At 49.2% G+C, this 25,522-nt stretch carries 16 protein-coding genes; 11 read left to right on the forward strand and 5 right to left on the reverse strand.

What is annotated here, in order from left to right; genetic code table 11:
* The first annotated feature begins 12 nt into the window (after positions 1-12).
* From ACH32G_RS12835 to ACH32G_RS12855, 5 genes are all read left to right on the forward strand, one after another.
* A complete protein-coding gene (locus ACH32G_RS12835; RefSeq protein WP_448814419.1) occupies positions 13-6,168 on the forward strand; it encodes an SDR family NAD(P)-dependent oxidoreductase in 6,156 nt (2,051 codons plus the stop codon).
* Positions 6,165-12,380: a beta-ketoacyl synthase N-terminal-like domain-containing protein gene (locus tag ACH32G_RS12840; RefSeq protein ID WP_448814420.1), complete on the forward strand. Its 6,216-nt coding sequence runs from the start codon at positions 6,165-6,167 to the stop codon at positions 12,378-12,380. The genes ACH32G_RS12835 and ACH32G_RS12840 overlap by 4 nt, the downstream gene beginning before the upstream one ends.
* A gap of 81 nt (positions 12,381-12,461) precedes the next feature.
* Positions 12,462-13,616, forward strand: a complete 1,155-nt coding sequence (locus tag ACH32G_RS12845; protein WP_448814421.1) for a cytochrome P450 — start codon at positions 12,462-12,464, stop codon at positions 13,614-13,616.
* Positions 13,617-13,672: 56 nt separating this feature from the next.
* Positions 13,673-14,920 carry a hydroxymethylglutaryl-CoA synthase family protein gene (locus tag ACH32G_RS12850; protein ID WP_415305367.1) on the forward strand — a complete coding sequence of 416 codons (1,248 nt, stop codon included), beginning with the start codon at positions 13,673-13,675 and terminating at the stop codon, positions 14,918-14,920.
* A gap of 59 nt (positions 14,921-14,979) precedes the next feature.
* The gene (locus ACH32G_RS12855) at positions 14,980-15,726 is read left to right on the forward strand and encodes a polyketide synthase (RefSeq protein ID WP_016939192.1); all 747 of its coding nucleotides are present in this window, start codon (positions 14,980-14,982) and stop codon (positions 15,724-15,726) included.
* Between the two features lie 33 nt (positions 15,727-15,759).
* Here ACH32G_RS12855 and proC read toward each other — a convergent pair whose 3' ends face one another.
* Positions 15,760-16,602 (reverse strand): pyrroline-5-carboxylate reductase, encoded by an 843-nt coding sequence (gene proC, locus ACH32G_RS12860; RefSeq protein ID WP_049628734.1) that lies wholly within the window; start codon positions 16,600-16,602, stop codon positions 15,760-15,762.
* Between the two features lie 396 nt (positions 16,603-16,998).
* Between proC and ACH32G_RS12865 the strand changes: the two genes are divergently transcribed.
* The 5 genes from ACH32G_RS12865 to ACH32G_RS12885 all read left to right on the forward strand — a co-directional run bounded on the left by ACH32G_RS12865 (position 16,999) and on the right by ACH32G_RS12885 (position 21,562).
* On the forward strand, positions 16,999-17,958 hold the full coding sequence (locus ACH32G_RS12865) for an MBL fold metallo-hydrolase (protein WP_448814422.1): 960 nt from the start codon (positions 16,999-17,001) through the stop codon (positions 17,956-17,958).
* A gap of 5 nt (positions 17,959-17,963) precedes the next feature.
* Positions 17,964-18,740 (forward strand): SDR family NAD(P)-dependent oxidoreductase, encoded by a 777-nt coding sequence (locus tag ACH32G_RS12870; RefSeq protein WP_016939189.1) that lies wholly within the window; start codon positions 17,964-17,966, stop codon positions 18,738-18,740.
* A gap of 17 nt (positions 18,741-18,757) precedes the next feature.
* On the forward strand, positions 18,758-20,107 hold the full coding sequence (gene dsdA, locus ACH32G_RS12875; RefSeq protein ID WP_448814423.1) for a D-serine ammonia-lyase: 1,350 nt from the start codon (positions 18,758-18,760) through the stop codon (positions 20,105-20,107).
* 75 nt (positions 20,108-20,182) lie between these two features.
* The gene (gene coaA / locus ACH32G_RS12880; protein ID WP_049628730.1) at positions 20,183-21,142 is read left to right on the forward strand and encodes a type I pantothenate kinase; all 960 of its coding nucleotides are present in this window, start codon (positions 20,183-20,185) and stop codon (positions 21,140-21,142) included.
* A 24-nt stretch (positions 21,143-21,166) separates the two neighbouring features.
* Positions 21,167-21,562, forward strand: coding sequence for a VOC family protein (locus ACH32G_RS12885; protein ID WP_156187193.1), 396 nt, complete (start codon positions 21,167-21,169; stop codon positions 21,560-21,562).
* Positions 21,563-21,786: 224 nt separating this feature from the next.
* Here ACH32G_RS12885 and ACH32G_RS12890 read toward each other — a convergent pair whose 3' ends face one another.
* The 4 genes from ACH32G_RS12890 to ACH32G_RS12905 all read right to left on the reverse strand — a co-directional run bounded on the left by ACH32G_RS12890 (position 21,787) and on the right by ACH32G_RS12905 (position 24,824).
* On the reverse strand, positions 21,787-22,857 hold the full coding sequence (locus tag ACH32G_RS12890; protein WP_448814424.1) for an AI-2E family transporter: 1,071 nt from the start codon (positions 22,855-22,857) through the stop codon (positions 21,787-21,789).
* Positions 22,858-22,930: 73 nt separating this feature from the next.
* Positions 22,931-23,137 (reverse strand): YqzH family protein, encoded by a 207-nt coding sequence (locus ACH32G_RS12895; protein ID WP_016939183.1) that lies wholly within the window; start codon positions 23,135-23,137, stop codon positions 22,931-22,933.
* 101 nt (positions 23,138-23,238) lie between these two features.
* On the reverse strand, positions 23,239-23,583 hold the full coding sequence (locus tag ACH32G_RS12900) for a YolD-like family protein (protein WP_045926984.1): 345 nt from the start codon (positions 23,581-23,583) through the stop codon (positions 23,239-23,241).
* 14 nt (positions 23,584-23,597) lie between these two features.
* Positions 23,598-24,824, reverse strand: a complete 1,227-nt coding sequence (locus ACH32G_RS12905) for a DNA polymerase IV (protein WP_414831100.1) — start codon at positions 24,822-24,824, stop codon at positions 23,598-23,600.
* Between the two features lie 215 nt (positions 24,825-25,039).
* Between ACH32G_RS12905 and ACH32G_RS12910 the strand changes: the two genes are divergently transcribed.
* A complete protein-coding gene (locus tag ACH32G_RS12910) occupies positions 25,040-25,510 on the forward strand; it encodes a GNAT family N-acetyltransferase (protein ID WP_016939180.1) in 471 nt (156 codons plus the stop codon).
* Positions 25,511-25,522: the final 12 nt, after the last annotated feature.

Raw genomic sequence — 25,522 nt, forward strand, 5'->3', positions numbered from 1 at the left:
AGGGGACTAACCATGAAAAAAACAGTGAATCTGCGCCTGACGGCAGAACATCCCATTATGAAAAACCATCTTATTCACGGAGAATCTGTCATGCCCGGTCTGGCCTATATTGATATGCTGTATCAGCTGGCAAAGCAATGCCTTGATCTTTCATTCCGTTCCATCTGTCTGAAACGGGTGACCATTTATCATCCTTTATCAGTGAAACGGTCAGAGCGGCTTGATGTGAGTGTCATATTCGGTAAAGAAAAGGAGTTCTGGACAGCCTCGATTTGCGGGGCGGATTCCGGGACGGTTTTCTTATCAGCGGAGGTGCATGAAGGAGTCTTCTCATCAGATAGACGCCTTGACGCAGGGGAGAAAAAACAACAAGCCGCACTTCCGTCAGTCTCTTTGCATACAGTTTACGAAGCCGCGAGAAGCCGCGGACTGTCGCATGACGGGCTGATGAAGCCGACGGGAGAGATCTATCTAAATGAAGAGGAATGTTTCCTTGATATTCGGCAGTCTGATTCATGCCAGGAAAATCTCCCCGGCGCTCTCTTTCACCCCGCGCTGATGGACGGTGCCGCCATGGCCTCCGGCGTATTGCAGACAGCTGCAGGCGCCGGTTTGTTTTTACCGATTTATTATGAGTCGTTTATTGCCGCTGAGACCGTTACGGATCGCTGTTTCGCGGTGATTTCGAAAAAATCCGGCACACCTTCAGAAATGGTGAAAATGGATATTGACTTTTACAACCCCAGCGGTGTGCATATTGCTTCACTGCTCGGCCTGACAGCCAAAAAGGTGCGGACAGACCGGCAGCTGATACCAGGCGTTCAGCAGATGGAGGAAACCTTATACCGCATTTTCTCGACACACGCAGGCCGTCCTGTCACAAGAAATGATGCGCACACCGTGTTTTTTGAATTAGGGCTTGAATCGTCCCAGCTTCTGGCCATTATTAAAGACATCGAAGGGGCGTTTGAACTGCGGCTGAATCCGACTCTTTTATTTGAGTGCAGCAGCATATCCGAACTGCTTGAAGACATAAAAACAAAAGGAACAGATGAATCTTCCGGCCTTGTCGCGGATACAGCACCGGTTTCTGAAACGCAATTGGGCAGTCAGACATTTACTTTCTATGAACATGAAGCATTCCTTCAGGATCATCTGGTTTTCGGCAAACCGGCACTGATGGGTGTAGTGTATCCGTGTATGGTGCTTGAAGCATCCGGAGCGTCTCATTCCGGCACGTATCCCGCCGAACTGAAAGATATCCGTTTTACGGGAGGGCCCGTCACGCTGGAGCCGGGAGAGGCCGCGCAGATTGACATTTCATTTACGGCAGAAAAGAGTGCCGAACGCTTTACCGCAAGCTGCACTGTCTCCGGTAAAGAAAGCCGGAAGACATGTGCCGAAGGAGAAATAAGCAGATATACAGAGGCACCCATAAAAAAATCATATGACGTTGAACAAATGAAGTCGCATGCACAAAAGGTGGCGCCGGATGTCATTTCCCGTCTGTACGATTCGGTTGCCGACTTCACGATAGGCCCGATGCTGAAAACGGTAACGGCGGGATACAAAATGAGTGAGAGCTCCTTTTTATTGCAGCTGGACTTATCAGGAAAAAAAGAAAAAGGCGATCTCCATCACTTTGCATTTGACCCGCTTATATTGAATTCTTGTTATATGTCGCTCGGTGAAGAAGAGTTGCAGCTGAAAAAGCGGATTCACATACCGCTCATGATTGAGAGGCTGACGCTTTACGGACCTGTCATGTCTGATACCGTCTATGTGGTCAATACAATCAAACATAAAAAAGACGGGTTTCTCTCATTTGATGCCGCAGTCCTCAGTCATACCGGGGAACAGCTGGCGGAATTGAAAAATGCGTCTGTGAAAGAAGTGCTTCAGCCAAATCGGCTTGAAAATGCGTCTTTTGCCCCGTCCGGGAATCAAAGCCGTCAGAAAACGAAAGGAAACCCGCTGGATATTGCCGTTGTCGGAATTTCCGGCAAGTATCCGCAGGCAGATGATATCGATGCGTTTTGGGATAATCTCAAACAAGGAAAGGATTGTATTACCGAAATTCCGAAAGACCGCTGGAAATGGGAACATTACTTTTCCGAGGACCGGACGGCGCCGGGAGCGATCTACAGCAAATGGGGCGGATTCATTGACGGGATCGCCGATTTTGATCCTGAGTTCTTTAAGATTTCCCCACGTGAAGCGGAACACCTTGATCCTCAGGAACGGCTGTTTTTAATGCATGCGTGGATGGCCATGGAGGATGCGGGATATACGAGGACATCACCTGAACTGGGCCGTCAGGTAGGTGTGTATGCCGGTGTCATGTATCAGGAATACCCGCTATTCTCGGCTGAAGCGGGAGTGAAAGGACGGCATATCGGGCTCCCAGGCGGGATTTCATCCATTGCTAACCGTGTCTCCTATTTTTGTGATTTTCAAGGGCCGAGCATTTCGGTCGATACGATGTGTTCGGGTTCGCTGACTTCATTGTACATGGCGTGCCGGGATTTGCGGGATCATCGGATTCGCGCGGCGCTTGCCGGCGGAGTGAATCTCACCGTTCATCCTAACAAGTACTTCATGCTGAGCCAAGGGCAGTTCATCTCATCTAAAGGACACTGCGGGAGTTTCGGCGCCGGGGGTGACGGCTATATTCCGGCAGAAGGGGTCGGGGTGCTGCTTCTTAAACGTTTAGAAGACGCCGTACAAGACGGAGATCGGATTTACGGCGTCATTAAAGGAGCTGCCATTAATCATGGCGGGAGAGCGAGCGGTTACACCGTACCGAACCCTAAGGCGCAAAACGAAGTCATTTCTCAAGCTTTACAGGAAGCGGGGGTATCCCCGGGTCAGATCAGCTATGTGGAAGCGCACGGAACAGGGACGAAATTAGGCGATCCGATTGAAATCCGGGCTTTAACCGATGCATTCGGTGATGTTCCTGAAACATGTCTCATCGGGTCTGTCAAATCAAATATCGGACATGGGGAATCGGCAGCAGGCATCGCTGCTGTCACAAAAGTGCTGCTGCAGATGAAGCACAAACAAATCGTCCCATCTTTGCATGCAGATATTTTAAATCCGAATATCCAATTTGATGAAGGACCGTTTTCCGTCTGCCGTGAATTAACAGATTGGAAACGGATTTCAGCAGGCGGAGAAGAACAGCCGCTCAGGGCGGGGATCAGCAGCTTTGGTGCGGGCGGTTCTAACGCGCATATCATTATTGAAGAATATGAGGCTCCTGTAAAACAAGCAATCAGCAGCCAAGGGCCGGCTGTCATTCTGCTGTCTGCAAAAAATGGGGAGCGTCTGACAGAATATGCGGAGCGCCTTCTTGCTTTTCTTCAAAAGAAGCATACGGATAAGCCGGACTTATTTGATGTCGCATATACTTTACAAGCGGGGCGGGAAGCGATGGATGAGCGGCTGGCTCTCATTGCTGACTCCTTTAAGGAGCTGGAGGACAAGCTCAGATCGTACTTGGAAAATGAAAACGCACCGCATCTTTACAGGGGGCGGGCGAAGCGAAATCATGAGACAGTGGCTGTGTTTGAATCTGATGAAGATTTGCAGGAAGCCATGGTCAAATGGCTGAAAAAGAGAAAGTACGATCATTTGCTGAAAATGTGGGTGCAGGGAGTCGATGTGGACTGGAACTTGTTATATTCGGGACAAAAACCCCGGAGAATCAGTCTTCCCGCCTATCCGTTTGCAAAGGTCAGATGCTGGATTCAAGATGAAGCCGAGGCGGTTTCAAAAAGGGATGACGGCAAAACGGTGATCCATCCGCTGCTTCATGAAAACACATCCGATCTTTGGGAGCTGAAATTCACCTCTGTTTTTACCGGACGGGAATTCTTTTTCACTGATCACACAGTCAATGGGCAGAAGGTGCTCCCGGGAGCCGCCGTGATCGAAATGGCCAGGGCGGCCGTTGAGCGTGCCGCATACGCTGTGCCGGACGGACGTAAAGGAATGTATTTGAAAGATCTCATATGGATGAGGCCTGTCGTTCATCAGGGGACGGATGTAGAAGTCCATATCAGCCTTATCCTTAAGGAAAATGAAGACATTGAATTTACGATTTACAGCCTATCGGAAAAACCTGGGGGAGAACGGATTTTATACAGTAAAGGCACCGCGGTATCAGGAGAGATAGCAGCGGTTCCGTCAGTTCACTTAGAGGGCTGGCTGTCCGGCTGCAGCCAATCGGTTATGACGTCTGATGAGGTTTATCAGGCTTTCCGGCATGCGGGTATGATATACGGGCCGAGCCATCAAGGGATTGATCAGCTGATGATCGGAGAGAGGGGTGCTGCAGCCCGGCTGTCACTGCCAGAAACGGCAGACAGTACCGCCGATCAGTTTGTCATCCATCCGAGCCTTCTAGATGCCGCGTTTCAGGCGTCACTGGGTGCCGGTTCAGATACTGCCGGAGACACTCCGATGCTGCCGTTTTCCCTGCGGCAGGCAGAAATATTTCAGCCGACTCAGAAAACGATGTGGGCGCTTGTCCGCAAACAGAGCGATCGGTCAGATAACGAAGCGCTGACGCTGGATATTGATTTATGTGATGAAAACGGCGCTGTTTGTATGAGATTGACAGGCTTCTCCTGCCGGGCTGTCCGGCAGACAAACCAAACCGAAAGCAAACGGCAGGAAGTTCAGACGGCGATGCTTGCCCCTGTGTGGGACAAAACTTTCTTTTCTCTGGAAGAAAATCGAGCGGTTGATCAGGAACAATTGCTGATCATCGGAAAGCCGGGAGATACCATAAAGGCTGCGGCAAAAATGTGGCCCCGCGCCCATCTGGAGGAGACGCCGGATCATTCAAGCGAGCAAACATTGCGTGAATTGACAGCCGGGTATCAGGATATCCGCCATTTCTTATGGATTGCGCCGGATCGTTTCGCACCTGCATCCGTCAGTCAGGAAATGCTTGATGAGCAGGAGAATGGGGTGATTCAATGTTTCCGTTTCATCAAAGCGCTGCTGTCACTCGGGTATGGAAACCGAAACATCAGCTTTACGGCGGTCACCCGGCAGACACAGTCCGTGTATCTGGGTGATCTGCCGCAGCCTGAGCATGCAGGCGTACACGGTTTGATCGGTTCATTGGCAAAAGAATATCCGAACTGGGACATCAGGCTGATTGATGCAGAAGAAGGCAGTGATTCGTCTGAGATGAAAAACATCTGGCGCCTTCCTCCAGATCCGGACGGAAATGCTGCCGCGTACCGTAACGGAGCTTGGCACAAGCAAAAAACAGTCCGGGTGCTGACAAGTTCCGCTCCGCGTATGTCGTACAGAGAAGGCGGCGTTTATGCTGTCATCGGCGGAGCGGGCGGTATCGGAGAAGCATGGAGCAAATACATGATCACCCGTTACAAGGCACGGATTATATGGATCGGCAGGCGGCCGAAGGATCAGGAGATTCAGAGCAAAATAGACAGGCTGGCGCTATCAGGCCCCGCCCCGCATTATATACAGGCTGATGCTCAAGATGCCGCAGCGCTTAAAGCGGCCGTCCGTTCCGTAAGAGAGCAATACGGCAATATAACGGGAGTCATCCATTCCGCGATAACGCTTGCTGACAAAAGTATGGCGAATATGGATGAAGCTTCTTTCAGAAACGCTTTTTCAGCTAAGGTGAATACGAGCGTCCGAATGATCGAAGCTTTTAAGGGAGAACCGCTTGATTTTGTGCTGTTTTTCTCATCTGTTAATTCTTTCACAAAAAATGCCGGGCAAAGCAACTATGCGGCAGGGTGTACATTTCAAGACGCCTTTGCCCGCCATATCGCTTCCTTGCTTGATTGTGAAGTGAAAGTCATGAATTGGGGATATTGGGGCAGTCTGGGCGTTGTATCAGACCCGTCTTACAGAAAACGGATGGAGGCGTCAGGGATCGGTTCTATTGAACCCGATGAAGCAATGGAGGCGCTGGAAGTCTTACTATCAGAACCGTTCAGCCAAGCGGCATTCATCAAAGCTGCTCCGCACGGCTTAGCCGCACTGACGGATCAAGATGCAATATCGGTTGTATCCGGCCCGGAGCCTTCATTTATGGAAAGCGTCAAGCGGCAAAATCCGGATCGGAATGAACGGCTTGAGACTTTAAAACGAGAAATGGAGTTGCGCATATGAACAGCCTTCTTTGCAAACTGCTATTTTACCAATTACAATCACTCGGTTTTTTCAGCGAGCCTGTCACCACAGCTGCAGCATCCATGCGGAACGCCGGCGTGATCGGCACATACGGCAAATGGCTGGAAGAAAGCCTGAATCTATTAAAAGAAAACGGATATATCGCGTATGACGGATACACGATCACTCTTCTCACGGATCAGCGCCCGGACGGCCGCACAGTCTGGAATGAGTGGAATGCCCATAAACACCTGCTTCCAAATGGGGAGCTTGCGCAAGCTGAATTGGCCGAAGCGACGATAAAAGCGATGCCTTCAATTTTAAAAGGAGAACGTCCGGCTACGGATATCGTATTTCCCGATTCATCAATGCGGCTCGTTGAAGGTGTTTATAAGCATAATCCCGTTGCGGATTATTTTAATGAAGTGTTAGCAGATTCCGCGGCCGCTTACCTGAAAGCCTATCTTACAGAACACCCCGATGCCGGCATCAGGCTGATAGAAGTAGGGGCCGGGACGGGCGGAACGAGCGCCATGCTGTTTGCAAAACTGCAACCATTTGCAAAACAGATTGCGGAATATTGTTATACGGACGTTTCTAAAGCTTTTTTAATGCATGCCGAACAGGAATACGGACCTGATGTGCCGTATTTGACAACAGCCTTGTTTAATGCGGAGGAGCCTTGCGAATCACAAAATATCAAAACGGGTGTTTACGATATTGTCATCGCCGCCAATGTGCTTCACGCCACAAAAAATATCAGTTTGACACTGCGCCGTCTGAAAGCGCTCCTGAAATACAACGGGATGATTCTGATAAACGAAATCAGCGATCGTTCTGTTTTTACCCATTTAACCTTCGGGCTGCTTGACGGCTGGTGGTCCTATGAGGATGATGAGCTTCGGATTCCGGGAAGTCCCGGCTTATATCCAAAATCGTGGGAGCGTGTGCTGCATTCGGAAGGATACAGAGCGGTTTGTTTCCCTGCTGAAACGGCTCATGATTTAGGTCAGCAGATTATCGCAGCTGAGAGTGACGGACTCGTCCGGATGCAAGGGATCAGAGACGGCAGAAAGCCATACGCCGCCCCGTCCGAAGTTTTCCGAAAGCCCGCACAGCCTGTTTCCCGCAGCCGCGCGCCAGAGGAGCATCAAGCTGTTAAGGCTGATGGGGAATCGGTCGCTTCCCATGTCCGCTCTGTCATCAAAACAAGTATTGCCGATGTATTAAAAATGAAAGAAGAGGATATTCAGGAAGAACTGAATTTCTCTGAATACGGCATTGATTCCATTTTAGCCGTCAATGTGATTAACGAGATGAATAAGCGATTGAATCTTACACTGCAGACAACGATTTTATTTGATTACTATCATGTGAAACTGCTGACCGGTTATATCTCGGCAGAATATGAAACCACCATAGCCTCATCTTTGGAGACCGAAAGAGCGAAAATCCGTCCGGCGCTTCAGGAAGAACGGCCTGCCGAAAAACCTTTGCAGACGGAAAGAAAGGAAAACGGTTATCAGAAACCGAAACAAGAACGTATGCCGCCTTCTTTCGCAAAGTCCGATGACTCGGGAATGTTCCGGGTTGTGATTGACCGTCCGGGCGGCATTGAAGATCTGACGATTGCCCGCAGTGAAGTGCCCGAGACAAAAGATGATGAAGTTCAAATAGCCGTCCGCGCCTTTTCTTTAAACTTCGGAGACTTGCTTTGTGTCAGAGGGCTGTACCCGACGATGCCGCCTTATCCGTTCACTCCCGGATTTGAAGCAAGCGGTGTCGTGATCAAGACAGGGAGGCATGTAACATCCGTCATTCCAGGTGATGAAGTGATTGTCGGCATGGGAGAGGAATTTGGATCTCAGGCGAATCTCATCACATGTAAAGAACATCAAGTCTATCATAAACCGGCCCGGCTGACCTTTGAAGAAGCATGCGCTCTTCCCACCGTGGCGGTGACAATGATAGACGCCTTCCGGAAAGCCGGACTTAAAAAAGGCGAAAAAATATTAATTCAGACCGCGACGGGAGGAACGGGGCTGATCGCGGTGCAAATGGCCCGGCATATCGGCGCGGAAATATATGCCACGGCCGGATCACAGAAAAAAATTGAGTATTTGCATTCGCTCGGGATCCGCAATACCATTTGCTATTTAGAAGAAGACTTTGAAACGGAAATCATGCGAATGACCGGCGGCCGCGGGGTGGATGTAGTCATTAATACCCTGGCCGGTGGTGCCATGCAAAAAGGAATGAATTGCCTGGCGCCGGGCGGAAGATATATCGAAATTGCCATGACTGCGCTGAAATCCGCTAAATCAGTCGACTTGTCCGTCCTTCATAACAATCAATCGTTTCACAGCGTGGATTTGCGGAAGCTGTCCCTTCAAAATCCGGAGCAGGTCAAGGACTATCAATTGGAACTGCAGCGGCTGGCGGAAGAGGAAGTCATTCAGCCTGTCATCTCAAAAATCTTTTCCTTTGAAGACATAAAAGAAGCGTATCACTGTCTGGATGACCGCGGAAATATCGGGAAAATCGTCATCAGCGTTTCTGAGCCGTATCAAATGACGTACCGCCCTGAACAAAAGGATCCGGCCGATACAGTCAAATCAGCAGCTGTGTTACCTGAAAAAGAACCGATCGCGATTATCGGGATGAGCGGGCGGTTTGCTGAATCGGAGAATGTCCATGAGTTTTGGGAAAACTTAGCCGCCGGACGGGATCTGATTAAAAAAGCAGACAGATGGGATCTCTCTGACAGCCAATGCCAGTATGGCAGTTTTATAGAGGACATTGAATGTTTTGACCCCGTTTTCTTTAATATATCGGGACGTGAAGCGACCTATATGGACCCTCAGCAGAGGCTGTTTTTGGAAGAAACATGGAAAGCGCTTGAAGATGCGGGATATGCGGGAGACTCGGTAAGAGGCCGGGAATGCGGCGTGTATGCCGGCTCCTGCGGCGGAGATTACCAGGCCATTTTTAAACAGCAGGGGCCCGCGCAGGCTTTTTGGGGCAATCATAATTCCGTCACTCCGGCAAGGATCGCCTATCACCTTAATTTACAAGGTCCGGCGATCACTGTTGATACAGCATGTTCCAGTTCGCTGACAGCCATTCATTTGGCATGTCAGGGGCTCTGGACGAAAGAAACGGAAATGGCGTTGGCGGGCGGGGTTTTCATTCAATCCACTCCCGCTTTTTATCAGTCGTCAAATAAGGCGAATATGCTGTCGCCGACCGGGCGCTGCCATACGTTTGATCAAAGCGCGGACGGCTTCGTGCCGGGTGAAGGCGTGGGAGCCGTGGTGCTGAAACGTCTTAGCGACGCGGTTAGTGACGGAGATCATGTGTACGGCGTCATAAAAGGCTCTGCAATGAATCAGGATGGCACTACAAACGGAATAACCGCTCCAAGCGCGCTTTCTCAAGAACGATTGGAACGGCATGTCTATGATACTTTTCACATTGATCCGGAAACCATTCAAATGGTGGAAGCTCACGGAACGGGCACTGCACTGGGCGACCCGATCGAATTCGGCGCCTTAACGCGCGCTTTCCGCCGCTATACGGATAAAAAAGGATATTGCGCCATCGGCTCTGTGAAAACCAATCTCGGACATGCCGCTGCGGCCGCGGGGATGGCCGGACTGTTTAAAATCCTGCTGTCGCTGAAGCATCGGCAGATTCCGGCTTCCCTGCATTTTCATCAAGCCAATCAGCATATTCAAATTGCCGACAGTCCGTTTTTTGTTAATGAAAAGCTGATACCGTGGGAACGGAATCCGGATGCACCGCGCAGAGCCGCCATCAGTTCATTCGGATTCAGCGGAACAAATGCCCATCTTGTTATTGAAGAGGCGCCGCAAACCGTGCGCCGGTCACCGGCAAAACCGGCCTGCCTTATTCCTTTATCTGCGCGGACGGAGCGTCAGCTGGAAATTCAGGCAGAACGCCTGCTGGATGTACTCAGCAAGAACAAAGATATCGATCTGGGAAATATAAGTTATACGCTCCTCCTCGGCAGAAAGCATCTGCATCACCGGTTTGCCTGTATCGTAAGCAGTGCAGACGAACTGAAGCGGATATTATCGGAGTGGCTAGTAAAAAGAGAGCTTCCGGGTGTGTTTGTGTCCAATTTGAAGGAGCAGAAGCCGGCAGAAGAAGCCGGAATGAAAACATTCGGAATGGAGTGCATTGAACAGTGCCGCTCGGCGGCTTCGCCCGCACAGTACAGAGAAAGCCTGGCACATATCGCTGACCTTTTTTGCAGAGGATATGATCTTCCTTTTACACGGCTTTTTGACGGAGGGCAATATTATAAAACGCCGCTGCCTGCCTACCCGTTTTTAAAAGAAAGGTATTGGGCGGCTGATGTAAACAGTTCTTTATCAGGTCAAGCCATGAAAAGGTCTGAAACGCAAACCGTTCTCCCGTCTTCGCCACAGCCTGAACATGAAGGGCTGATTTCTCTGAGTCCTTTAACTGAGATCGAAATGACAGCGTTTGAACCGGAGACATTGCAAAAACCGATCGTGTTACAGCCTTTGGATTGTACTGGTTCTGTTCAGCAGTCAGAAAAAGCCGTTTCCGAAGACAATAGAACATTGCTTGAAGAATTGAGGATAAGCCTGGCAGATATTTTATTTTTGTCACCGGAAGATATTGATGCTGATGAGCCTTTCATCGATATGGGGCTTGACTCCATTATCGGGGTTGAATGGATACAAACAGTAAATAAAACGTACCACACTGAGATTACTGCCAATAAGGTGTATGAACACCCGACGCTTGAGGAGCTTGCGGAATATATAGCGGGGCAAATAAAGAAACCCGAGTATGCTGAAGCGGAGGAAACAGCGGTACGTCCGCAAATCCTGGAAGCAGAAACTGCCCTTGCCGGCATCTCTGACGGCACTTTGCGCAAAGAGCTCAAAGAAAGCCTTGCGGACATTCTGTTTCTGAAGCCGGAAGATATTGATGAGCATGAGGCATTCATTGATATGGGGCTGGATTCTATTATCGGTGTGGAATGGGTTCAGTCCATTAATAAAACCTATCAAGCGTCTATTACGGCAAATCTTGTCTATGAATATCCGACAATCGCAAAATTAGCCGGGTATCTGACCGGTTCTGTCCAAAAAGATACTGAGGAAGTACATGGGGAACATACGAAACAAAACGATATATCAGAAGAGACAGATGATCAAGAGCCGCCCGAGCTGATCTGTCTTAACCCGGAAGGAAAGGGAAGACCGATTTTCTGGTTTCATTCCGCACTGGGGGCAGTGGAGCTGTACCAGCCTGTTGCCGAACGGACCGGGCGTCCTTTTTACGGAATTCAGGCAAGAGGATGGATGACAGACCGGGAACCGATCCGCGGCATTAAACACATGGCGGAATATTACGTTAAGCTCATACGTACCGTGCAGCCCCGGGGTCCTTACGATGTAGGCGGCTATTCATTAGGGGGTATGCTCGCTTATGAAGTCACCCGGCAATTGCAGCTGGCTGGAGAAACCGTTGAGTCAATCGTCATGCTAGACTCCTTTGACTCAGCGGGTGCGCGGGAAATAAACATTCCTGATGAATTATTTGATAAAAATATGATGCTGCAGACGGTGAACATGGCTTTATTTGCACCAATTTATCAACATCCGGAACGCATTTCTGAAACCTTGATTCACCGTGATGAACTAGATGCCGATCTTCATGAAGACATATTTTTAGAGCAATTAATAGCAAAAGCCAAACAGCGGGGGTTAACGAAGACGGACGCGTTGGTGAAAAATCTGATCAGGCAGAATATAAACGTTCAGGACGCTTACGAAATCACTGATTACGAACTCCTGCCGCTTCCGGATCCGAACGGGGTGACATGCTATTATTTCCGAAATAAAAACGGTATTTTCTTGGGTGAGCTTGATCCGTATTTTACGATCAGGGCCGATATTTTATCTGCTGATTTCGTCAACTACTGGAGCCAGTGGGAAGAGCATATGACAAATATCGCCATCATGGATGTGGCAGTATCCAACCATATGACGTTATTGGCTGAAGACAGCGCAGCCGAAACGATTTCTGAATTTTGCGGCGTTTTATATTCGGCAGACGGAATGACAGAACACAGCTTCCTGCAGCTGCAGGAAAAGATCATAAACGTGCATGGTGAGATGCTGAAGCAGCCCGCCAAAACAAGACTGTAAATTCACATATCCGCCCGCCGGGTTTACTCGTAAGCTTTGGCGGGTCTTTTCAAATCTTGATCACATCTTGGAGGAATGAAAATGACCAGTTTAACAAAAATCAGACAGCAGCAGCCGTACAAGTGGTACCAAACGATGAGAGAAACCTCTCCCGTTCATTACAATGAAAAGGAAGATTGCTGGGAAATCTTCACCTATGATGAAGTGAAGCGGGTGATTTCTGACTACAGTCATTTTTCTTCCGATCATAAATACTTAAGTGCGGACAAGCAGGAAAAAATGATCCGGCATATTAACAAAGACAGCCTTTTGAAAATGGACCCGCCTGAACACACCGTCTTCAGAAAATTGGTCAATCAGCCGTTCATGCCGAAATCGGTTGAGACTCTTACACCGCGTATAGCCGCTATCGCTGATGACCTGCTTCAGGCCGTCCGTTCAAAAGGCAGGATGGACATTATTGAAGATTACGCATTTCCGCTTCCGATTATCGTGATCGCAGAGCTTTTAGGATTTCCTCCGAAAGACAGGGATATCTTTAAAAGCTGGGTCGACCAAAGCCAGAATGTAAAAGATGAAAAGAAAATGAATGAAGTGCAAAAGCAGATGATCGGATACTTCATGCAGTTTATTTTACAGCGGAGAAAACAGCAGGAAAATGATTTAATCAGCCATTTAATTTCAGCTGATTTAGACGGAGAGCCGCTGTCAGACAAGCAATTAATCGGTTTTTGCGGCTTGTTGATCGTTGCGGGGCACGTAACGACGGAAAATGTGGTCGGAAATTCATTTCTCAGTCTCAAGGAGTTTCCGCATATTCTGCCCCGGCTGCTTGAAAATAAGGCGCTCCTTCCTGACTTTATTGAGGAAGTCATCCGCCTCAGACCTTCCATTCAGCGGGTAACCCGCTACACCGCGGTTGAGAGCGAGATTGGCGGAAAAACGATTCCGGCCGGAGAAAAAGTGTATGCGTGGATTGGATCGGCGAACAGAGATGAAAAGAAGTTTGAGAATGCCGATCAAATTGATTTGGGACGAAAGCCGAATCAGCATCTGTCATTCGGTCAGGGCAGCCATTATTGTTTAGGAGCGCCGCTGGCCCGGCTTGAAGCGAAAATCGCGCTTTCCCACTTTTTTGAACAGATGCCCGCATGGCGTTTTACTGAGGATCAAGAGCCGAATCTGGTTCCGAGCCCTGTATTTCACGGCGTTGACAGGCTGCTTGTTGAGTTTTGAACGAAAAAATAAAAGAGGCTTCACGGGAAGCCTCTTTACTCTGGGGGCTTGGAGAAATGAATGTAGGAATCGAAGCAATGAACGTGTTTGGCGGAACCGCGTATGTAGACGTCATGGAGCTTGCGGAACATCGGAATCTGGATAAAAAAAGGTTTGAGAACCTGCTGATGAAAGAAAAAGTGGTGGCGCTTCCGTTTGAAGATCCGATTACGTTCGCCGTAAATGCCGCAAAACCGATTATCGACTCTCTGTCAGAAGAGGAACGGAATCAGATTGAAATGGTGATCACCTGTACGGAATCCGGGATTGATTTTGGCAAATCCATCAGTACATACGTCCATGATTATTTGCAGCTGAAGCGGAATTGCCGGTTATTTGAGGTGAAACAGGCTTGCTATTCTTTAACGGCCGGGTTTCAGATGGGCGTGAATTTCATCTTATCGCAAACATCACCGGGAGCGAAAGCGCTCATCATCGGAACGGATATTTCCCGCTTTTTAGTGGCTGAAGGCGGTGACGCGTTGACGGAGGAATGGTCCTATGCCGAACCGAGTGCGGGGGCGGGAGCTGTGGCGCTTTTAGTCAGCAGCACCCCTCATGTCTTTTTGCTTGATCAAGGCGCAAGCGGGTATTACGGGTATGAAGTCATGGATACCTGCCGCCCGATTCCGGATAGTGAAGCGGGGGATGCTGATCTGTCGCTCATGTCTTATTTGGACTGCTGTGAAAAATCATTTCAGGAATACCGAAAGCGTGTGAGCGGGGCGGATTATAAGAGCTCATTTCAATACCTTTCTTTTCACACTCCGTTTGGCGGAATGGTAAAAGGAGCGCATCGGACGATGATGAGAAAATTGGCAAAGGCTAAGCCGCAAGACATTGAAGCGGATTTTCAGCAACGCGTGCTGCCTGGGATTCAATACTGTCAGCGCGTCGGCAACATCATGGGAGCCACCGTATTTTTATCTCTTGCCAGCACGATTGATAACGGCTCTTTTGAAACGCCGAAACGCGTCGGCTGTTTTTCATACGGTTCGGGCTGCTGCTCTGAATTTTACAGCGGTGTCGTTATGCCGCAAAGCCGGACGCGGCAGAATCAATTTCAGATCAGCCGGCATTTGGATGAACGCGTCCGTTTATCGATGGCTGATTATGACCGGCTGCTCCAAGACAGCGGCATCGTAAAATTCGGCACAAGAAATGCCGCGCCCGCAGCAGACATCCCGAATGCGCATCAAGGAAAAACGCGATTGGTGCTGACTGAAATAAAAGAGTTTCACAGAAAGTATGAATGGAAGACCTAATATCAGAAACACTCGGAGCCGGAAAGGCTTGAATATTTTTAAAGAAGCGGAGAATAAACATGAATCCAATGATTGATGTACAGGAAACAGAACCGGGCATTGTGCAGGTCACAATGCAGGATACGGCCGGGAAAAACGGGCTGTCAGAAGAGTTTGTAAGAGAGCTGCACCGGGTATTCCAAGACATCAATGCCCATCCGTCCTATAAAACCGTCCTTCTGACGGGTTACGGAAATTATTTCTGCACGGGAGGAACGCAGGAGGGGCTTTTGACCATTCAGAGCGGAAAGCTCCAATTTACAGATTTAAAGCTTCACAGTCTTTTATTGGATTGCAGGATTCCCGTGATTTCCGTCATGCAGGGGCATGCGATCGGAGCCGGCTTTACGATCGGTCTGAGCTCGGATTTCGTGATTTTAAGCAGAGAGAGTTTTTATTCTTGTAATTATATGAAGTACGGATTTACACCGGGAATGGGCGCGACGTATATTGTGCCTGAAAAACTGGGAATTGTCCTCGGGGAAGAAATGCTGTTTACGGCCGCGAATTTCAGCGGCGCCGCTCTGGAAAAAAGGGGGGTTCCGTTTGAAGTGCTGCCGAAAAAAGACGTCCTTCAAAGAGGCCGCGAATTGGCCCGGCTGCTGGCGGATAAACCGAGAGCCTCACTGGTTGCGCTGAAAACCAATGTGACCGCACGGATCAAAAGAGAGCTGACAAAAGCGGTTGAGGAAGAGGTGAACATGCATGAAGCCACATTCCATCTTCCTGAAGTAAAAGAGAGAATCAGCCGCTTATACGGCAGTTAAACAGAATGAAAAAAGCATGGGAAGCCCCATGCTTTATGATTGGTCCGTCTTTTGCAGCACGGAGCCTGCGAATTGTTCTTTAATTTCGGCGCTCCGGGCTGCGGTTTCTGTAATGCAGTGAATGATGGCTTCTTCAAAGCGGCGCTCGTTTAATGCGCGAAGGCCTGCCTCAGTTGTGCCGCCAGGGCTTGTGATTTCCTTGCGCAGGCGCTCAGGGCGTTTGCTGCTTTTTCTGAGCATTTCCGTCGCCCCGGCCATGGTTTGTAAAATCAGCTCTTTTGCCTTTTCCTCCGGCAGACCGACTTGAAGGGCGGCTTTTTCCATCGCTTCGACATACCGGTACACATACGCGGGGCCGCTCCCGGCGATGGCTGTGACGGCATCAAGGTGTTTTTCTTCAAAGAGCGTCGCTTCTCCGATTGTTTCCAGCAGCTCTTTTGCCGTCCGGATTTCTGCCTCACTCGCCTCAGAGCTTGCGGAAAAACCGGTCGCCGATTGCTGAATGGCCGCGGATGTATTCGGCATCGCCCGGATGATGGTGAGCTTTCTGCCGAAATATTGCTGAATGGTGTGAATCGTCAGCCCTGCGATGACAGAAATCACAAGCTGATCTTTCACGTATTCGCGAATGTTTTCAATGCTTTCTGCCGCATCTTTCGGTTTAAAGGCGAGAACGATAATGTCGGTCTTGCTGAAAAACTCTTCTTTATCCCGGCACGGTTTCACTCCGTACGTTTTATGGAGTTCTTCAAGCCGGCTGTCATTTGACCGGTTTGTCATATATATATGCCCGGGGGCCGTCAGTCCGCTTTGCAGCAGTCCGTTCACCATTGCTTCCGCCATTGATCCGGCTCCGATAAAACCGATTTTCTTCATATAAATCCTCCTTCTTTCCAAAACACAAAAAAACCTTCCCGTCAAAAAGGACGAAAAGGTTTCGCGGTACCACCTTACATTAGCACGAATCAGCCGTGCTCAGCTCAAATCCCGTAACGAGGGGATACGTTTAGGTTTTCCTAACCGCTCTGAGGGCAGGTTCTGTAAACAAGAGGGCCGCAATGTCTTTCAGCCGGGGACATTGCTCTCTGCTGCCGTTGTTTATATACTAGTTCCTCGTCATCGCGTTCCGTTTTTTCTAGTTTGTTGTTCATTATGCTATGCGGCAGAGCGGGATGTCAATCTTTTTTTCTGATATACGGCAATAATGACACAGGGAAGAGAAAAGGCTAAAATATGAGTATTCAGGAATGAAAAGAACGAAGGAGCGTAAATATGGCAGCGAGAAAGATCATTCCGATACGTGTACCGACTCCGTTTGCAGTCGGCGACGTTATCGTTTATTTAGTAAAAGATGAAGCCTTAACCCTCATTGATTGCGGCCCGAATACAAAGGAAGCGGCTGAATCGCTCTTCATGCAGCTTAAAGAACACGGTGTTTCTGCAGCAGATATAGATCAGGTGGTGCTCACTCATCATCACGCAGATCATTCAGGTTTGCTGCACCTTTTTTCCGATGATACGAAAGTAATCGGGCATCCGCTGAATGACAGGTACATTACTCAGAACCAGTCGTATATCGCCCGGCAGGAGGATTTTTTTCTGTCGCTTATGACAGAAATGGGCGTTCCTCTGACATATGAAGACATACATAAAACAGTTAAGCTGTCATACTTATTTTCTGCAAACCGTCCGTTAACGAAAACAGTGGGAGAAGGCGGAAAAATTGACGGGCTGGACGGCTGGACGGTGCTCGAAATCCCGGGGCATGCCGCTTCTCACATTGCGCTTTACCATGAAAAAAACGGTGAAATGTTCAGCGGCGATCTGCTTTTGTCCAACAGCTCCACAAATCCGATTTTGGAAGCTCCGGAAAAGGGGAGCGTGCGCACGTCTCCGATGCTGGACTATTTGAAATCAATGAAGCGGCTGTATGATATCAACCCGTCCCTTTTATATCCTGGACACGGCGAGCTGCTGAAAGACGTAAGGTCTGCTGCTGACAGGCGGCTTGAAAAACAGCGAAACCGGGCGGAATATGTGCTGCATCTGCTGTCAGAGGAAACGCTGACGGCTTTCCAAGTATGCAGGCGGCTGTTTCCGGCTGTGTACGAAAATGAATTGTTTTTAACGATGTCAGAAACGATCGGCCATCTTGACGTGCTGGCTGCAAAAGGGAAGGCCGAATCCTTTCAGTCGGGAAATACTCTGATGTTTAAAGCTGTGAAGGGGTGAAGGAAATGGGCAGATTAACGGATAAGCGGATTTGGATCACCGGGGCATCCGGCGGACTCGGAGAACGTCTTGCATATTCCTGTGCGGCAGAAGGGGCTCATGTTTTTTTATCCGCAAGGCGGGAGGACCGCTTGCAGGAAGTGAAAAAAACGATTACCGCGCGGGGCGGACAGTGTGATGTCATTCCGTTTGACGTCCGGCATGCAGAAGAGGCTGAAAACGTAAGGCGTTTGATCGGTCATGTTGATGTATTAATCAATAACGCCGGGTTCGGCATTTTTGAAACTGCCGCTGATGCATCTTTAGATGATATGAAGGCGATGTTTGAAGTCAATGTCTTCGGATTAATTGCCTGTACGAAAGCCTGTCTTCCGGTGATGCTTCACGCCAAAAGCGGCCATATTATCAATATCGCTTCACAGGCCGGCAAACTGGCGACACCGAAATCAAGCCTTTATTCCGCTACGAAACACGCCGTTTTAGGGTATTCCAATGCGCTGCGGCTCGAGCTGGCCGGTTCGGGTGTAGCTGTGACAACGGTTAATCCCGGCCCGATCAAAACAGACTTCTTTACAATTGCAGATAAAGAGGGCGGTTATGTGAAAAGCGTCGGCAGATGGATGCTTGATGCCGACCATGTGGCAAAGCGAATTACGTCCGTGATTTTGACGGATAAACGGGAAATGAATCTTCCGCGATGGATGAGTTTCGGGACGAAGCTGTATCAGCTTTTCCCATCGTTTACAGAAAAACTGGCCGGCCGCGCATTAAAGAAAAAGTAACAAGGGGGAGACAGCAAATGTCCGATCGGGATATACGCACGGCATTGATGGAAGAGCCTTTAGTCAGACAAATGGCGGAGGCGCGGGAAGTATTTTGGATCAATCCGCATAAAACCGATGATCCAGTAAAGCATGGCGCTGAATGGAAACAGGAGATTGCCGAAGCGGAAGAAAGGCTGCGCCGGTTTGCGCCTTATATCGCGTCGGCTTTTCCGGAGACGGAAGAGGCGGGGGGCCTCATTGAATCTCCGCTTGTCTTGATTAATGAAATGAAGAAGCGTCTGGAACACAGCGCTGCTCAGGCTTTCCCCGGGCGCCTGCTTTTGAAGTGCGACGATGGACTTCCGATTTCCGGTTCCATTAAAGCGCGCGGCGGGATTTACGAAGTGCTGAAGCATGCCGAAGATCTCGCGGTAAAAGCGGGAATGCTCTCAGCAGACGACGATTACAGCATATTGACTGAGGAACGGTTTACCGCTTTTTTCTCGAAATATTCTATAGCCGTCGGTTCTACGGGCAATTTAGGTTTGAGTATCGGCATAATCGGCGCGAAGCTCGGTTTTTGTGTGACCGTGCATATGTCCAGTGACGCCAAGCAGTGGAAAAAAGAGCTGCTCCGGGAAAAAGGGGTTCGGGTCATCGAATACGAAGCAGACTACAGTCTGGCTGTTAAAGAAGGGCGCATTCAGGCGGAGCAGGACCCTTATTGTTATTTTATTGATGATGAGCATTCCCGGGATCTGTTTTTGGGGTATGCAGTTGCGGGAAGCCGTGTAAAAAAGCAGCTGGATCAAATGAACATTAAGCCTGCTGCAGATGAGCCGCTTTTCGTCTATCTGCCGTGCGGGGTCGGAGGAGGACCGGGCGGCGTCGCGCTCGCGCTAAAGCTGATCTATGGCGAACATGTTCATATTTTTTTCGGTGAGCCGACGCATTCACCGTGTATGCTGTTGGGCCTTTTTTCCGGCTTGCATGACGGAATCAGCGTTCAGGATATCGGTCTTGATAATCAAACGGCCGCCGACGGACTTGCGGTGGGAAGGCCGTCCGGACTGGCCGGCCCCCTGATGGAACCTATACTCAGCGGCTGTTATACCGCCGATGACGGCACGCTTTTTTCGCTGCTCTATCAATTAAGAGCCGCCGAGAATAAAAGCCTTGAGCCTTCTGCCCTCGCCGGCATGGCAGGAGCTGTCAAGTTCGTTCAGACTGAAGCGGGAAACCGTTACATAAAAGAGCGGGGGCTTGAGATGGAAAATGCCGTGCACCTTGTGTGGAGCACCGGCGGGAGCATGGTTCCGGAGAAGGAAATGGAAGAGTACAGCAAGCTCGGTTCCTCATTTGCGAAAAAAATGGGCAGACAGTGAAGCGGTTTTCCGTTACAATCTTTGTAAGCGTTTGTTTTTTTACCGGAAAGCCATACAGAGAGATTGGTGTGAATTGTGAAAAGTAAAGAATTGAACTTACATACATTGTACACGCAGCACAGCCGCGAGTCTTGGGCCGGATTCGGCGGTCATCTTTCCATTGCCGTTTCAGAAGAAGAAGCCAAGGCCGTAGAGGGGCTGAATGACTACCTATCGGTGGAAGAAGTAGAAACGATTTATATTCCGCTTGTGCGACTGCTCCATCTTCATGTCACGTCTGCCGCAAAACGTAATCAGCATGTCAACGTGTTTTTGAAGCATCCGCATTCAGCGAAAATCCCGTTTATCATCGGAATCGCGGGCAGCGTCGCCGTCGGCAAAAGCACCACCGCAAGAATTTTGCAAAAGCTTCTTTCCCGTCTGCCCGACAGGCCGAAGGTGAGCCTGGTGACAACTGACGGTTTCTTGTATCCGACGGCGGAATTAAAAAGGAAAAACCTTCTGTCCAGAAAGGGATTCCCGGAAAGTTACGACGTGAAAGCGCTGCTTGAGTTTCTGAATGATATAAAATCAGGGAAAGAGAGAGTGGAGGCGCCCGTATATTCCCATCTTACCTATGACAGGGAAGAGGGCGCCGTCGAAGTGGTCGAAGGTGCGGATATCGTTATTATCGAAGGAATCAACGTCCTGCAGTCGCCGACCTTAGAGGACGACAGGGAAGATCCGCGGATTTTTGTATCGGATTTCTTTGATTTTTCGATTTATGTGGATGCCGAAGAAAGCCGGATTTTCACGTGGTATTTGGAGCGTTTCCGTCTTTTGAGGGAAACCGCTTTTCAGGATCCGGCCTCTTATTTTCATAAATTTAAGGATTTATCTGATGCAGAAGCGGATACCATGGCCGCCTCTATTTGGGAGAGCGTCAACCGTCCGAATCTGTATGAAAATATTCTGCCGACAAAATTCAGGTCGGATTTGATTTTGAGAAAAGGTGACGGCCATAAAGTTGAAGAGGTGCTGGTAAGGCGTGTGTGATGTGAGGAGGAAGCCAATATTATGATGCATCATATTGAATTGTATGTATCTGACTTGAAAGCCTCCGCCCGGTTTTGGGGATGGTTTTTAGGTGAGCTCGGTTATAGGGAATTTCAAAATTGGGACTCCGGCATCAGTTGGAAAAACGCAGGATTTTATGTTGTGCTTGTCCAGACAAAGGAGCGTTTTTTAACACCGGAGTACCACAGATGCCGGGTCGGGCTGAACCATCTGGCTTTTCATGCTGCATCAAGAGAGCAGGTTGACGAGATGACAGAAAAGCTGCTTGCCAGAGGATGCCCCGTGCTTTACAGGGACCGCCATCCATATGCAGGCGGAAGCACGCATTACGCCGTATACACGGAGGACCCGGATCGGATAAAGGTGGAGCTGGCTGCTCCTGCCTCTGATTCTGAATGAACTATACCTTTTCGTTTTTTTCTTCGCGCAGCGCGTCGAGTTTCTTTTCGATTCTGTATGCGGCGCTTGTTCAAGCTTCTGAATACATATATCACGGCAAACAGGAAAACCGCGGCTGCGGCGAATGAAATCAATTGAAAAATGACATCACCGATGTTCATCTTTTTACCTCCGTGTGCGGCGGGCGCTTCTCTGAGCCCGCCATTTTTCATTTTAGTGTCTCTCTAGCCTTGTTTTTTTCTGAGTATGAACAGTTTCTGCATGTGGCTTATGATCACCTTTGCGGCCGCATATCCCGGAATGGCCAGCAGCATCCCGGCAATACCCGAGAATTTGCCGGCGGCCAGCAGAAGAAAAATGATGGTCAGCGGGTGAATGTCCAGCTTCCGGCCCATAATTTGCGGGGAAATCAGCTGGCTTTCAAGCTGCTGGACAATGACGACAACCGTAATCACAAGCACCGCCTCGGTCGGTGAATCCAACAATCCGACAATGACTCCGGGAAATGTGCCGATCCAAGGTCCGATAAACGGAATCAGGTTTGTCACCATGGCGAACGCGCCCAGAACGAGCGGATAATCGAGCCCGATGATGAAATAGCCGATCGTGACGAGAACGCCGACACAGAAACTGACGAGCAGCTGCCCTTGTATGTATGAACTGAGAGCCTCATCCATGTCCCGAAGGATTTGTTTTCCTTCCTTTTGATGTTTTTCCGGAAGAAGCCGAAGCAGCCGCCGGGGCGCTTTATTTCCTTCTTTTAACATGTAATACAGCGCAAACGGAATAATGGCGGCGGTGATGGCGGCATTGGCAGCCGCACCGGCCAGGCTGCTGAGAGAATCAGCGATTGAACCGGAATAATTTGCGGCTTTGTCTGCTAATTTTTTGAAGGAATCCTCATGCTGAAGCCGTGAAAACCATTTGCTGTCCTGGAGATGCCCGATCCAATTTTCAGCTTTTGCGGAAAGCTCGGGAATGTGGTCTGTGAAGGCTGTAAACTGTTTTTGAACGGCAGGGCCCGCCGTGTAAAGGAAGAGGACAAAAAGGCCGGCTGTTCCCGCATAAATCGCTAAAATCGCGATTCCTTCAGGCAGCTTTAATTTCGCATGCAGCACTTTGACGAGCGGGCGGCACAAATAGTAAAGGACGCCCGATAACACAATGGGCGGAAACAAGGTTTTAACCGTAATCACAACAGGCTGGAACAAAAAGTCTATTAATGTTCCGAGATAAATGATGAGAAATAACAGAAGAACGGCATAGCCGATCTTGAAATAAGGCCCGACAGGCATATTCTGCACCACGCAATCTTTAAGGGTTTACTCTCGGACGTTTCCCTTATCGCCCGGCGCATAAACGTCTGTGTCAGGAGAACTGCCCCTGATTGGTGACATAATCGTAGATAATATCTTCTACATGGGCATGGAGGTCCTCGTCGGGTTCTTCGTTCCTTCTTTCTTCCAAAGCTTTTTTCAAACTCTGTTTTTCATAGGGGCTCAGCGGATCTGTCGACACATTCCGTCCATACTGGCGGAGGGCCTGTCCCAGCATTTTTTCTACAAATTGATCCATCGTATATTCTCCTATTCTTATCATTCATCCTTATTCTACTAAATATCATGTGATCCTCCCACTCTTCTATCATATTTTCTGTCAGGCCGCTTTAGGTTCTTTTATTCCAGTTCAGCTGAGAGAATAAGATGAAACGGCAGGGTTAACGCATCTTCATCGTTTATGATTTTTAAACGCTTTTCGTCATGCTTCACTTGTTTTACCCATCCCCAAAACCGGCGGGGGCCGTGTGCGGAAGCGTAGGTGACTGAGATGGCCCTGTCTTCTTCAATCGCCGCCGCAATGATGCGGTTCATGTCGTTCATTTGCTCTTCGCTCAGTTCCGGCGGCCGGAATTCCCGTTCTTTTCGTTTCTTTGCAAGCAGCTGCTCCCGGTGTTCGGGGAGCATCATCCGGCTTGACTCCCACATGACATTATATCCGGGTGTTAATTTGTTCGGATTCATGTATATCACCTCAATTATTTGTAATGCCCGCCGATTTTTTCAGCCCGGTGAAAGGCTTGGCCGGCCTCTGTCAGCGACACGGCATGGAGCAGCGACGCAGGGCCGTACCGCTCATGGATATCATCCAATACTTTGCCGAGACTGATCTTTTTTTCCTGGGCATCGAACAGGCTCAGCTGAACATAATCACAGGGCTCCAGCTGGGAAAGGGCGACGCCGGCGCTGCGGACGGGCTCCCCGTTCCAGTGCTCTTTGAAGAGCTTGACCGCCGTTTTAAAAATATCCATTCCGAAATTGGTCGGAGAGACGAGCTTTTTCTGTCTGTGAAAACCTGAAGGGAAATCAAAATCGGCGCCCCTGATGCTGACTGAAACCGTATGGCCGATGTATTGTTTAAAACGGGCGCGGCGGGCCACTTCTTCGCTTAACTCCAGCAATACGACTTTGATATCCTCAAAGCGGCTGTAGTCTCTCGGAAGAGTCATGTTATGGCCGATCGCTTTTTGCCGGCTGTGCGTGTTGACGGTGACCGGAGAGGGATCGATGCCGCGGGCTGTCCGCTGAAGCAATTCGCCGTTAATGCCCCAGCGCTTTTTTAGCAGTTCGGGAGGATGCGCGGCAAGCCCGCCGATCGTGCTGATGCCCATCCGCCTTAAATGATGCTCCATCCGTTTTCCGATGCCGAATAATTTTCCGACCGGCAGCGGCCACAGATCCTGTCTGATATTTGACATATCCAATCTGTAAATGCCGGATGCGTTTTTTTTGGCAAAATGGTCGCAAGCCATTTTCGCAAGCGCCTTATTCGGCCCGATGCCGACACGGGCATAAATTCCGAATTCACACATAATCGCTTGTTGAATGTTTTTGGCGATTGTAAAAGGATCACCGAACAGCCGCCTGCTCCCGGTCACGTCGAGAAACTGCTCATCGATGGAGTAGGGTTCTACAAGATCGGTATACCGCTCGAACAGCTCGGTAATCATAACGGAGACATCAATATACCGCTGCATCCGCGGCCGGACGATAACGGCGTCTGGACATTTGGCCTGCGCTTCCCCCAGCCGTTCAGCATTTTTTACGCCGTATCGTTTGGCGAGCGGACAAGCCGCAAGCACGACGCCGCTGCGTCTTTCGGGATCTCCCGAGACAATGACGGGCCGGTTTTTAAGATGAGGCGCTTCCGCTTTTTCCACAGACGCATAAAACGATTGCATATCAACAAGAAGAATATCAGCCATAAAAAAACCTCCGGGAACATTTGTTCTGTTTTTCATTTTACCCGAACAATGACCATGTTTATACTGGTAAATCATTCCCCGGTTGGAAGACGGGCTGATTCGTCTGCTTGAAAAGAAATCATTTACAATTGCAAACAACCCACATATAATTTTTTATATTCCAAGGAGAAGAGCTGACATTCATTTTGCCGGACGAAAAGGAGAGTCAATCGATAATGGATATTCGAACAATTACCTCTGAAGACTATGAAATGGTTACGTCTGTTTTGAATGAATGGTGGGGCGGCAGGCAGATGAAAGACAAACTGCCGCGCTTGTTTTTTGAACATTTTCAGGACACAAGCTTTATTACGTTCGGGCCGGAGGGAATGACCGGTTTTTTAATCGGGTTTCAGTCACAATCAGACCCTGAGACGGCATACATTCATTTTTCCGGTGTGCATCCAGATTTCAGAAAAATGCAAATTGGAAAACAGCTCTATGACCGATTTATGGAGACGGTGAAAGAAAGGGGCTGCACAAAAGTCAATTGCGTGACGGCGCCTGTCAATAAAGTATCAATCGCTTATCATACAAAATTAGGCTTTGAAGTTGAAAAAGGAACCAAAACCGTAAACGGAATCCCTGTTTTTGCGAATTATGACGGTCCGGGAGAAGACCGGATTCTGTTTGTGAAATATATGTAGGGGGGGATGAAT

It is taken from the genome of Bacillus sp. CIS52, from assembly GCF_053545315.1.